The following is a 12138-nucleotide window of genomic DNA, read 5'->3' on the forward strand; positions in this document are numbered from 1 at the left end:
TCAGCGTCTCGGTGCGAGGACCGAGCGGTAGACATCGAGCAGCGCATCGCGATGGGTGCTCTGTGCGACGAGACGGCGGTGCTCGATCGCGGCGGTGCTCATCGTCGTGATCCGCTCAGGGGCGTCACGCAGCTCACGGAGTGCCGCGGCGAGCCCGGCGGCATCCGGAGCGCGGGTCACCAGTCCGCCGCCCGGGGGGAGCATCTCTGCCAGGTCGGGGTCGGTGACGATCACCGGAAGTCCGGCCGCGATGCCCTCGAGGATCACCATCGGTTGGTTGTCGAAGTCGAGCGAGCTCGAGACGAGAACGTGCGAGTGCCGCATCGCTTCCAGCACGCGCGCCTGAGGCACCCCGCCGTGCACCGTGAGCCTGCCGTCCGGCAGATGGGCTGCCGCTGCAGCGACTCGACTTCTCGCGATCCCATCGCCGAACATCTCGGCCCGAATGCCGGGCACCTCTCTGATGGCGTCGAGGAAGACCTCCGGTCTCTTCTCGGGCGAGAGACGACCGCACCACACGATGCGGAGGGGATCGCCATGCTCGACCACCCGCGGGGCGGGGGTGCCGACCGCGGCGAGCACCGTGTCCTCCAACCCGTTCGACAGAACGGTGACGGGTGTTCGGACCCCCTGGTCTGTGAGCTTGGTCGCGAAGTGCCGTGACGGCACGATGACGTGATCGGCGTGATTGGCCTGGCTCACCATCAGCCGCCACATCAGCCTCGCGCTTCGCGTGCCGATGTACGGTGCGTCCCTGTCGAGCCGAGCATCGTCGTGGCTCATTCGGCTGCGGTGCATCGCGGCGAGCAGCGCCGTCGTGACAGACGGCAGAGGGAGCACCGAGCGCGTGTAGACGTCGATGCGTCCGTGCATGGTCTGCACGACGGGAACCCCGCGCTCGCGTGCGGCTTCGAAGCCTGCGAGCGCGGCGAACATCTCGGTGTGCACGTGGACGACGTCGAATGCGTGCCTGCTCAGCGCATCCCGCAGTGCGGAGGCGGCGGCTGAGGGCGTCCAGGTGAAGGGGTACCCGTCGGGTGCGAAGCCACGCGCCGTGGGCAGCCGCACGATGTGTGGATCGCTGCTCGGCTCGGACAGGGGAGCGAACACGAACACCTCGTGACCGGCGTGCTCGAGGGCCTCCCGGTGTGCTTTGATCACCGTCTGCACTCCTCCGAGAGTCGGCAGGTAGTAATCGGTGACCATGGCGATGCGCACCCGACCACCATAGGACGACTATCGTGAAGTCCATGTCCGGAGCCCGTGTGCTGGTGACGGGGGCGAGCGGGTTCCTCGGTGGGTACGTGGTGCCCGACCTGCAGCGGCACGGCCACGAGGTCTTCGCGTCCGGCCGCAACACCGAAGCGCTCGCGGGTGTCGCCGACGAGGCGCACCGAGTGCCGGGGGACCTTGCGTCTCTCCGTATGCGCGATCTTCCTGTCGATGCCGTGATCCACTGTGCGGCGCTGTCGTCGCCCTGGGGGCCGTGGAAGGACTTCCACGAGGCGAACGTCATCGGCGCCGGTCATGTCGTCGAGTTCGCACGGCGCAACGACGTGCGACGTGTCGTGCACGTGTCGTCGCCGAGCGTGTATGCGACGAACCGTGATCGCCTCGGCATCCGAGAGACCGACGTCGATCCCAGCAATCGCCTGAACGGCTACATCCGCTCGAAGATCGCTGCGGAGAACCTGCTCCTCGAAGCGCTCGACGAAGGAGCGATCCGAGAGCTGGTGATCGTGCGCCCTCGTGGCCTCATCGGGGTGGGCGACCCGAGCCTCATCCCACGGCTGCTGGATGTTCACGAACGGATCGGCGTGCCACTGTTCGGCGGTGGCGAGAATCTCATCGACGTCACAGCGGTCGAGAATGTCGCGGCAGCTCTCCGGCTCGCCGTGACCCGAGGCGACGCCGCAGGAGGCGTGTACAACATCTCGAACGGCGATCCGCGGCGGTTCCGAGAGCTGTTGACGGCACTGCTGACGCTCATGGGCGTACGGCCCCGCTTTCGCCCCATGGATCGACGGATCGCCTGGGCTCTGGCGTCGGCGCTCGAGGGGGTCTGTACCGCCCTGCCGAACCGACCGGAGCCGCCGCTCACGCGCTACACCCTGAGCACGATCGCGTACTCGCAGACGCTCGACATCACCCGGGCGACGGCAGAGCTCGGCTACCGGCCCGAGGTCTCCCTCGACGACGCCCTCGCCGCGGTCGCCGCACATCTGACGGTGAGCGCCTGATGGGGCGTCTGCGTCACTATGTCTGCGGCAGCACGTCTCACGAGGTCGGCGCGATGTTCCGCGGAATGCCCGCCGAACGGCGCGAGTTCCCCGCGGGGGTCTTCCTCTACGACTCCGACGAGGGACGCCGCGTGCTCTTCGACACGGGCTACGCCACAGGACCCTGGCACACCGGCTGGCGTGGTCGTGCATACCGGCGATTGCTGCCGCCGCGGGTCTCAGAGGCCGATGACATCGCCGTGCGTCTCGCTGCAGACGGCGTCGACCCGGCATCCGTCACGCACGTCGTCCTGTCCCACCTGCATCCCGATCACGTCGGGGGAGTGCGGCGCTTCCCCGAGGCGACCTTCGTGCTCAGCGAGGGACACGAGCGGACGCTGCGCGCTCCACACCTGCGCACGGGGGTGCTGCCGGGGCTGATCCCGGAATGGTTCCCACGAGCCGCAAGGGTCGTCGTGCAGGATGACGCGTTCGAGCGCGTGAACATCGGTGGGGTCGAACTGCACGCTCATGACCTCCTCGGTGACGGTTCGTATCTCGTCGTCGACCTGCCAGGACACGCCGACGGGCACCTCGGAGCACTGATCGAATCCCGCGTGCTTCTCGCCGGAGATGCGGCGTGGGGACGGGACCTGATCGAAGCGTCGTCTCGGATGCGGCCGCTGCCGCGGGCGATCCAGAACGATTCGGCCCGGTATGTGTCGACCGCAGCGGTGCTCGGACTCCTTGTGGACGCCGGTGTCCGGGTGGTCTGCAGCCACGATCCGCTCGGATCGACGGAGTTGCTCGACTGATGGGGAAGCTGCGGATCCTGCGCGAGTTCGCGATGGTGCGATGGTTGCGCCCGCTGCGCACGCGAAAGTCGATCACGCGCCGTCAACGACGCCTGCTCACAGCACACCTGAGGTTCCTCCGTCGGAGCTCTCCGTACTTCAGGGGACTGCTGACGACCGGTTCGTTCGCGGATCTGCCGTTGATGGACAAGAGCATCATGATGAGCCGCTTCGATGAGATCAACACGGTCGGTGTCGGACGAGACGACGCTCTCGACCTTGCGATCGCGAACGAACGGGCGAGAGAGTTCGACATCGATCTCGGATCGAACTCCGTCGGGCTCTCGAGCGGCACGAGCGGTCATCGTGGTCTGTTCGTCGTCAGCGGCGCGGAACGCGATGCCTGGGTGGGCACTGTGCTCGCGCGCACTCTGCCGCGTGGCAGACTGCTCGGGCACCGGATCGCTCTCTTCCTGCGGGCGGACAACACCCTGTACGAGTCGGTCGGCTCGAAGGCGGTGTCGTTCCACTACTTCGATGTGTACGACGACATGCACGAGAACATCGCCCGGCTTCAGGCATACCGCCCGACCATTCTGGTGGCCCCACCATCAGTGCTCCGGATGATCGCGCGGGCAGCCGACGCCGGGGCGTACGATGCGATCCCGCAGAAGGTGTATTCGGTCGCGGAAGTCCTCGAGCTCTCGGATGCCGGCCGCATCGCGACGTCGCTCAATCAGCCGAGGATCCACCAGCTCTACCAGTGCACGGAGGGCTTCCTCGCTCACACGTGTGAACACGGCGTGATCCACCTGAACGAGGACAACGTCCTCGTCGAGCGCGAACAGCTCGATGCCCAGCGATTCACGCCGATAGTGACGGATCTGCGGCGCCGCGCGCAGCCGATCGTGCGTTACCGGTTGGACGACGTGTTGCGCGAACGAATCGATCCGTGTCCCTGTGGCAGTGCACTCAGCGCGATCGAGAGGATCGAGGGGCGAGAAGGAGACACCCTCCTCTTCCGGGGGCTCGACGGCGGTCGTATCCCGGTCTTCGCCGACATCGTGGCGCGCGCGATGATCCATGCCGATGGATTCGATGAATACCGTGTCACTCAGAAAGCCGAGTCACGGCTGGAGATCGCGCTCGACACGGTCGATGATCGTTCGAAGCGCCGCGTCACCGACGAGATCGACGCGTTGGCTGCACGGTTGCAGTGCGAGTCACCGGAGCTCGTGTTCGTCGACTACGTGCATGACGGGTCGGTGAAGCTGCGGCGCGTCGTGCGGGATTGGGGGGACCGGAGATGGTGAGGAACTGTGAGATCGCGGGGTGGGGAACGTCGTTGCCTGCGCGGACCGTGCATTTCGGTGCCGAGGTGAGGTATCGCATCGAAGACGATGTGTCCCATCTCGACATGCTCGCCCAGGCGTGCGAACGCGCGCTGGAGCACGCGGGCGTCACCGCAGACGAGGTGGATCTCGTGCTCGGCGCCGCAGCCGCAGGAATCCAGCCGATCCCGTGCACCGCGGCGCTCGTGCTCGAGCGACTGACGCTCACGGGGCATGCGGCGGCCTTCGACGTGAACTCGACCTGCACCAGCTTCATCACGGCGCTCGATGTCGCATCGCGCTACCTCGATGCCGGAGACCACGAGACGATCCTCGTGTTCGCGGGCGATGTCGGCACACGCTTCCTCAATCCGGCCCAGCGTGAGAGCTTCGAGCTGTTCAGCGACGCCGGCGCTGCCTTCGTGCTGCGACGTGCCTCGACGCCCGGTCGCGGGGTGATCGCGACCGCCCAGCGCACCTGGCCCGCCTACGCCCACGACACGGAGATCAGAGGAGGGCTGTCGAGGTCACCCGCGCAGATGTACGACAGGAGCGATCCCGGCGACTACCTCTTCGACATGGACGGGCGCCGGGCGCTGCTCGGGATGATGCGCGTGCTTCCGGAGTTCTTCGGCGAGTTCCACCGGACCTCGGGCATCGATCACGATGACGTCGCGCTGTGGGTGCCCCATCAGGCGTCCGCGGCCCTCGGGCCGATGCTCGATCGCCTCGGCATCCCCGCAGCGAGGCGCATCGATGAGGTCAGCGCTTTCGGCAACATGGTGTCCGCCTCGGTGCCGTTCATGCTCGCACGAGCTCTGGACAGCGGTCGTGTGAGTTCAGGAGACGTCGTGATCCTCTGCGGGACGGCGGCAGGCCTCACGGCGAACATCCTCGCGCTCAGGCTCTGAGCACGACCGCTCAGGCTCTGAGCACGACCGCTCGTGAACGGGGCGTCGAGCTCAGACGAGGGTTCGTCCGATGCTTCCGATCACGCCGTCGATGGGCTGACCCGATGCATCGCGTCGAGCACCCGGCTCGGGGAGCTTGCGTACGGCACCCGTCGGGTCGACGGCCTGAGCGGGACTCGGGCCGACCCATGCGACGGTGAGCCGGTCTTCGCCCTTCAGGAACGCGTGGGCGCGCACGCCGCCGGTGGCCCGCCCCTTCGAGGGGTACTCGGTGAACGAAGACACCTTGGCGCGACCCGGTTCCGTGCCGGGCAGACTGCTGTCGGCCCCCGAGACGGTGGCGACCACGGCGTCTGCCGCGGGCGACACAGCTCCGAAGAACAGCACAGCCGCTCCGGCACCGAGCTTCATTCCGGCCATCCCTCCCGCTGGGGCCCCCTGAGGGCGCACGGCAGAAGCGGAGAAGCGCAGGAGCTGAGCATCCGTCGTCACGAAGACCAGGTCGGCGTCGTCGGGAGCCGGGACCGCACCCACCACTGTGTCACCAGGCTTCATGCCGATGACCTCGAGATCGGGGCGCACCGGCAGCGTCGAGGGAACGATGCGCTTCACAGTGCCCTGAGCCGTGCCGAGCGCGATGGGTACATCGCTGTCGAATCGGACGAATTCGAGGATCCGCTCGCCTCTGGTCGTGATACCGAGATAGTCGCGCAGCGGAGTGCCGGCGGCGAGCTGCACCGAGGACGACGGGACGGAGGGGAGATCGACGGGCGAGAATCGCAGCACTCGACCCTCTGTCGTCAGTGCGCCGATGTCAGCGCGCACGGTGGTCTCGACGGTCGTCAGGATGGCATCGTGCTTGCTTCGACGGGCCGGAACCGTGAGCTCCTGGCCCTCCGCGAGGTCGACGCGCACCGCACGTCCGGTCGTGGAGAGCACGAGCACAGTCGGCGCGTCGGCGATCTGGAGATCGGCGGGCGCGCCCTTCGACGCTCGCGGTTTCGGGGGAGCGGCATTCATCAGCAGCGTGCGCCGCGGCGTGCCGTACGCGTCGGCCGCTGCGTCGAGCTCGGTGGCGACCGCGGCACGCAGGAGCACCTCGCTCGCGAGCAGCTCACGCAGCCGGGCGATCTCTGAGAGCAGCGCGTCTCTCTCGGCCTCCAGCTCGATGCGCGAGAACTTGGTGAGACGACGCAGACGGAGTTCGAGGATGTACTCCGCCTGGAGCTCGCTGAGGTCGAAGACCGACCTCAGCCGTGTGCGTGCCTGTTCGGAGTCGTCCGACGAGCGGATGACCTGGATGACCTCGTCGATGTCGAGGATCGCGACCAGAAGGCCCTCGACAAGGTGCAGACGCTCCTCGCGACGTGCGAGGCGGTACCGACTGCGACGAGTGATGACCTCGAGTCGATGCGCGACGTAGACGCTGAGCATCTCTTTGAGACCGAGCGTGCGCGGCTGTCCGCCGACGAGCGCGACGTTGTTGATGCTGAAGGAGTCTTCGAGAGGGGTCAGACGGTAGAGCTGATCGAGCACGGCGTTCGGTTCGAAGCCCGTCTTGATGCCGATCGCGACACGCAGACCGTGGTTGCGGTCGGTGAGGTCGGTGACATCGCTGATCCCCTGCAGCTTCTTCGACTGCACGGCGTCGCGGATCTTCTCGATCAGCCGCTCAGGACCGACCATGTACGGCAACTCGGAGACGACGATCCCTGTGCGGCGCGGGCCGAGGGACTCGATCGACACCTTGCCGCGCACCTTCAGCGCACCGCGGCCGTTCGCATACGCGTCTCTGACCCCGTCGAGACCCATGAGGATGCCGCCCGAGGGGAAGTCCGGGCCCGGCACGAACTCCATGAGCTCTTCGGTCGTCGCGTCGGGGTGTTCGAGCAGATGGGTGGCAGCGGCGACGACCTCGATCAGGTTGTGCGGCGCCATGTTCGTCGCCATGCCCACAGCGATCCCGCTCGCACCGTTGACCAACAGATTCGGGAAGGCAGCGGGGAGCACAGCCGGCTGTTGGAACTGACCGTCGTAGTTCGGGATGAAGTCCACGACGTCTTCGTCGAGGTTCTCCGTGAGTGCCATGGCGGGCGCTGCGAGCCGAGCTTCGGTGTAACGCGCGGCGGCGGGGCCGTCGTCGAGGGACCCGAAGTTCCCGTGACCGTCGACGAGGGGCACGCGCAGGGCGAAGTCCTGGGCGAGGCGCACCAGCGCGTCGTAGATGGCCGAATCGCCGTGGGGGTGCAGCTTTCCCATCACCTCCCCGACGACTCGGGCGCTCTTCACATGACCGCGATCGGGACGCAGCCCCATCTCCGCCATCTGGTAGAGGATTCGACGCTGCACCGGCTTGAGACCGTCGCGCGCGTCGGGGAGTGCGCGCGAATAGATGACCGAGTAGGCGTACTCGAGGAAGGAGCCCTGCATCTCGCTCTCGAGATCGATGTCCTGGATTCTCTCCGGAGCGAGCTCGGGCGGCGGGGTCTTCGGCATGGCCATCCTGAATGGTGCGAGGCTGAGATCGTAGGGGAGCCTGTGTCAGACTGGCTCGGATGTCCCTCATTCTACCGTCCGAGTCGGCCTCAGCCCGGAGCCTCGTCGGGGTGGCGGACCACCTGTTCGCCGCTCTTCGCGGAGAATCGACGCTGCTTCCGCGTGCGACCTCGGTCGTGCTGGTCCTCATCGACGGGCTCGGCGCGATCGCCCTGCGGGCGCACGCCGGTCATGCACGTGCCCTCACCGCCGGGATGGCGAAGAAGGACGTGGCACACTCCGTGTTCCCGTCGACGACGGCCGCGGCGCTCACGAGCGTCCTCACGGGCGCCTGGCCGGGAGAACACGGTCTGGTCGGGTATCGCGTCCTCGATCGTTCGCGCGATGTGCTCGTGAATCAGCTCACCGGCTGGGAGTCGGAGGGGTTGGATCCGGCCACGTGGCAGGCGATGCCGACCGTTTTCGAGCGTGCTCTCACCGAAGGGCGCCCGACTTTCGCCGTCGGGGTCGCTGCATATGCCCACAGCGGATTCACCAGGGCCACCCTGCGCGGTGCCGACTTCGTCGCCGCGAGCTCGCCGGCTGAGCGGATCGAGACGGCGTACGATCTGGCGGAGCGGCACCCCGGATCGCTCGTGTACTGCTACCTGCCTGAGGCGGACAAGGCAGGGCATCGGCACGGTGTCGCCTCGTTGGAGTGGGTGACCGCACTCGAGGAGATCGATGGAGCGCTCGCACGTCGTGTTCCGCCCGGCGTCGGCGTCCTCGTCACCTCGGACCACGGCATGGTAGACGTCCCGTCAGCGCGCCAGGTCGTGCTCGAGGCCGAGCACCTCCGGGGGGTGCATGCGATCGGCGGCGAGCCGCGAATGCTGCATGTCTATCTCGATCCCGAGTCCGATGCTGACGACGTCGCCGCTCGATGGTCGGGCGACTTGGACGGTTTGGCCGATGTGGGCACCCGCCAGGAGGCGATCGCGGCCGGCTTCTTCGGTCCGGCTGTGACGGACGCCGCGGCGTCGCGGATCGGAGACCTGCTCGTCGTCGCGCGCGGGAACGGAGCGGTCTACGACGGCACTGCGTCCGACCAGCGCGGCCGGGGCATGATCGGGCAGCACGGTGGCGTCACTCCGGAAGAACGTCAGGTGCCGCTGCTGCGCTTCGGAGCCTTCGCGCGCTGAGCGTCGATTCGGCGGTGGATGCCGGTCGAGTCGACGGACTACTCGTCGGTCCGAGCGCCGAACACGATCTCATCCCATGACGGCATGGCATTGCGCCGCTTGCGGCGGCCGCTGCTGTCGGAGCCGCCGGCTTCCGGGGCAGGAGACGGCTCCGCGGCCGGTTCATCGATGGGCCCGGTCTCGAATGCGTCGAAGATCGCGATCGGATCGTTGTCCACATCCTCGAAGGAGTCGTCGACGAGAAGTGGGGCCGTCTCGCGCTGACCGCGTCTGCGTCGCAACGCCTCCAGCAGATCAGCCGTCTCGGGGCTCGTCGTCTGAGATTCCGGTGCGCGCTTGGTGGCCGCCTCCTGAACGGATGCGGGGGAGCGCTCGTGCAGCGCCGCATCGTCGACGCCCTCCGGCGCCGGAACCAACCGGGGGCCGAAGGCTCCGGAATCGAATCGGCTCTCGTCCTTGTAGGGCGACGCCTGGCGCTCGCTCTCGACTGCGCGGAGCCGGGGGATGAGCCCATCCGGCAGCGATCCCTGACGAGACAGCTGCGTGGCGTCGGCGTTGAGCGGTGCGAGGGCGCTGCGTCGAGGGTCGAAACTCCAGCGCGCGTCATGTTCGACCTCGTTGGCTGCGAACTCGAGTTTGATGATCCAGCCGCTGTCGTCCTTCCAGCTCGCCCAGCGCTCGGCTGATGCCTCGACCTCGCTGAGCTTGGCCCGGATCGCTGTGCCGAACGTCGGCTGCGCATCGGGTTCCACATCGCTGCCGATCAGGACGGGGACGGCCAAGGCCTGACCGATGATGTGCTCGCGCTCGGCGAGCACGGGTCCCTCGAAACGAGCGACGTCTTCGACGGTGATGCCGAGCAGCTCCGCGACCTCCGGTGCGGTGAGACCGGCGCGGATCTGCGCCTGGATGTCTCGGGGACTCGCTGCCAGGCGCTGAGGCGTCGGCTCGCCCTGGCGGGTGGCTCGCCTGATCTCGCGGTGCAGGACGTCGTCGATGGGCAGCGCGAACCGCTCGCCCGACTCGGTCGCGAGTACGAGGACTCCTGCTTCTGTGCCGACGATGGTGACGTTTTCCATGCGAATGCCCCTCTGATGGGTGTGCGTTCATGGTGTCATGAGGGTGCGCCCGCAGCAGGGAATACTCTGGGCGCGCCGCCAGTTTGGTCTGTCGCACGCACGGGCATTTGCTTATTGTCTCGAGGTCGTGCAAACTATGGCCGCCGATTACCCCGACGGCGCACCACCCACTCGCATGAAAGTGGAGATTCACCACATGGCAACCGACTACGACGCTCCCCGCAAGAGTGAAGACGACTCCGAGTCGATCGAAGCCCTCAAGGAGCGTGTGCCGGACAAGAGCTCCGGCTCTTCGGGAGACGAAGATGCGGACAACCCGTCCAGCTTCGATCTTCCCGGAGCCGATCTTTCCGACCTCGAGCTCGATGTCGTCGTGCTGCCCGCGCAGCAGGACGAGTTCACCTGCATGAACTGCTTCCTCGTGAAGCACCGTTCTCAGCTCGACCACGAGGGCGCTTCCGGCCCCATCTGCAAGGAATGCGCCGCCTGAGCGCATCCGAGCGACGCTCCACGCGCCCCCGACCTTCCGGTCAGGGGCGCGTTCGTCGTTTCGGGCTCAGCCCTCGACGCCTCGGATCGCCGCGGCGAGTCGATCCGGCGTGCGGGTCGAGATCGTCCAGGTATCGACAGGGTCGTCCTGGTCGAGGTTGGGGATGACCACGACCCCGTCGACACCGCCGCGGATCAGGTGCCATCCGCGAGCAGGGAGCTTCGGGCCCCGTGCCTGGCGCGCCTCTTCGCCGCTGAGGGCGATGGGCTCACCGAGATGGCGCGCCTCGATGTGAGCGCGCCCTGCGCGAAGGACGCCGCCCTCCACTGAGACGACGGGTGTCACGATGACGAGCGCAGTCACGAGGAGTGCGGAGACTGCCGCCCCGACGATGAGAGCGAGGGTCGCTGAGCCGAGCGGGATGAAGATGAGTGACACCATGGGCCCCGCGAGCGCCACAGTCATCAGGAGCCACAGGCTCGGCGAGAGCCTCTCGCGGTAGCGCGGGCGTGTGTCGGGAGCGATGTTCTGCATTAGCCTCGGGGGGTGACTGAATCCGTTGATCTCCCCATTATCGCGCCTGTGCTCGACGGCGCAGCCGTCGTGCCCGGATATGCGCATCCGGGAGACGCCGGTGCCGACCTCGTCGCGGCAGAAGCCGTGCATCTCGAACCGGGCGAACGTGCCCTCGTCGCGACCGGCCTGCGAATCGCACTGCCCGACGGCTATGCCGCGTTCGTGGTACCGCGCAGCGGGCTCGCCGCCAAGCACGGGATCTCCATCGTGAACTCGCCCGGCACTGTCGATGCCGGATACCGCGGCGAGATCAAGGTGAGTCTGATCAACACCGACATCCGCAGCGCGTACGATGTCGCCGTCGGCGATCGCATCGCTCAGCTGATCGTGATGCCCGTGACGCGCGCCGTGTTCCTCCCGGTCGAGGAGCTGCCGGACAGCGTCCGCGGCGACGGCGGCTTCGGTTCGACCGGGTACCAGGCAGCATCCCATTCGACTCCAGCAGGACAGGCCAATGACTGACAACAACGCGACTCCCCCGAAGTCGGCTCCCGTGAACCGGGCGACCGAGGGCCCCTTCGACGATTCCGAGGCGAACCCGGTACGGCCCTACATCGACCTCGGGGGCATCAAGATCCTTCCGCGCGAAGGGCTGAACCTGCGACTCGAGGTCGAGGAGCAGTCGAAGCGCATCGTCGCTGTCGGTCTCGACTACGCCGACTCGTCGCTGCAGGTGCAGCCGTTCGCGGCCCCGCGCACCGGCGGGCTGTGGGACGAGACCCGGGTGCAGCTGCGCGATCAGGTCCGCACGCAAGGCGGACGCGTCGAGGAGCGCGAGGGGCCTCTCGGCAAGGAGCTCCTCGCCGAGGTCCCGGCGGCGGCGAACGAGGGCTCCGGCCTCCGTCTCGCACGCTTCATCGGGATCGACGGTCCGCGCTGGTTCCTGCGCGGAGTGATCGGTGGTGCCGCGGCATCCGACCTCGAGGCTGCGGCCAAGGTCGAGGATCTGTTCCGATCCATCGTGGTCGTGCGTGGTGGAGCCCCCATGCCGCCGCGGGATCTGATTCCGCTCAAGATGCCGGCGACGCCCGGTTCCGCGTGAGCACCCCGGCCCCGGACCC

At 67.5% G+C, this 12138-nt stretch carries 12 protein-coding genes; 8 read left to right on the plus strand and 4 right to left on the minus strand.

What is annotated here, in order from left to right; translation table 11 throughout:
* Complete coding sequence (locus tag ACZZZN_RS06200) at nt 1-1218, minus strand: glycosyltransferase (RefSeq protein WP_463504312.1); 1218 nt, start codon at nt 1216-1218, stop codon at nt 1-3.
* A gap of 32 nt (nt 1219-1250) precedes the next feature.
* Here ACZZZN_RS06200 and ACZZZN_RS06205 point away from each other — a divergent pair, with 32 nt between their 5' ends.
* The 4 genes from ACZZZN_RS06205 to ACZZZN_RS06220 all read left to right on the plus strand — a co-directional run bounded on the left by ACZZZN_RS06205 (nt 1251) and on the right by ACZZZN_RS06220 (nt 5255).
* A complete protein-coding gene (locus ACZZZN_RS06205) occupies nt 1251-2240 on the plus strand; it encodes an NAD-dependent epimerase/dehydratase family protein (RefSeq protein ID WP_463504313.1) in 990 nt (329 codons plus the stop codon).
* Nucleotides 2240-3034, plus strand: coding sequence for an MBL fold metallo-hydrolase (locus tag ACZZZN_RS06210; protein ID WP_463504314.1), 795 nt, complete (start codon nt 2240-2242; stop codon nt 3032-3034). The genes ACZZZN_RS06205 and ACZZZN_RS06210 overlap by 1 nt, the downstream gene beginning before the upstream one ends.
* Nucleotides 3034-4326, plus strand: a complete 1293-nt coding sequence (locus tag ACZZZN_RS06215; protein ID WP_463504315.1) for a F390 synthetase-related protein — start codon at nt 3034-3036, stop codon at nt 4324-4326. The genes ACZZZN_RS06210 and ACZZZN_RS06215 overlap by 1 nt, the downstream gene beginning before the upstream one ends.
* A 65-nt stretch (nt 4327-4391) precedes the next feature.
* A complete protein-coding gene (locus ACZZZN_RS06220; protein ID WP_463504316.1) occupies nt 4392-5255 on the plus strand; it encodes a 3-oxoacyl-ACP synthase III family protein in 864 nt (287 codons plus the stop codon).
* A gap of 51 nt (nt 5256-5306) precedes the next feature.
* Here the strand turns inward: ACZZZN_RS06220 and ACZZZN_RS06225 are convergent, their stop codons facing one another.
* Entirely contained in the window at nt 5307-7751 is a 2445-nt protein-coding gene (locus ACZZZN_RS06225) for a DNA gyrase/topoisomerase IV subunit A (RefSeq protein WP_463504317.1), read from the minus strand.
* Between the two features lie 110 nt (nt 7752-7861).
* Between ACZZZN_RS06225 and ACZZZN_RS06230 the strand changes: the two genes are divergently transcribed.
* Entirely contained in the window at nt 7862-8932 is a 1071-nt protein-coding gene (locus ACZZZN_RS06230; RefSeq protein WP_463504318.1) for an alkaline phosphatase family protein, read from the plus strand.
* Between the two features lie 38 nt (nt 8933-8970).
* Here the strand turns inward: ACZZZN_RS06230 and sepH are convergent, their stop codons facing one another.
* Nucleotides 8971-10011: a septation protein SepH gene (gene sepH / locus ACZZZN_RS06235; RefSeq protein ID WP_463504319.1), complete on the minus strand. Its 1041-nt coding sequence runs from the start codon at nt 10009-10011 to the stop codon at nt 8971-8973.
* A gap of 196 nt (nt 10012-10207) precedes the next feature.
* Here sepH and ACZZZN_RS06240 point away from each other — a divergent pair, with 196 nt between their 5' ends.
* On the plus strand, nt 10208-10501 hold the full coding sequence (locus ACZZZN_RS06240) for a DUF4193 domain-containing protein (RefSeq protein WP_463506555.1): 294 nt from the start codon (nt 10208-10210) through the stop codon (nt 10499-10501).
* Nucleotides 10502-10567: 66 nt separating this feature from the next.
* Here ACZZZN_RS06240 and ACZZZN_RS06245 read toward each other — a convergent pair whose 3' ends face one another.
* Nucleotides 10568-11035, minus strand: coding sequence for a DUF3093 domain-containing protein (locus ACZZZN_RS06245; RefSeq protein ID WP_463504320.1), 468 nt, complete (start codon nt 11033-11035; stop codon nt 10568-10570).
* 12 nt (nt 11036-11047) lie between these two features.
* On the opposite strand from ACZZZN_RS06245, the gene dut reads away from it, so the two are divergent.
* Both dut and ACZZZN_RS06255 read left to right on the plus strand, forming a co-directional pair.
* The gene (dut, locus tag ACZZZN_RS06250) at nt 11048-11539 is read left to right on the plus strand and encodes a dUTP diphosphatase (protein WP_463504321.1); all 492 of its coding nucleotides are present in this window, start codon (nt 11048-11050) and stop codon (nt 11537-11539) included.
* On the plus strand, nt 11532-12119 hold the full coding sequence (locus ACZZZN_RS06255) for a DUF3710 domain-containing protein (RefSeq protein WP_463504322.1): 588 nt from the start codon (nt 11532-11534) through the stop codon (nt 12117-12119). The genes dut and ACZZZN_RS06255 overlap by 8 nt, the downstream gene beginning before the upstream one ends.
* The last annotated feature ends 19 nt before the right edge of the window (nt 12120-12138 follow it).

The sequence above is a fragment of the Microbacterium sp. AC145 genome (genome assembly GCF_979258505.1).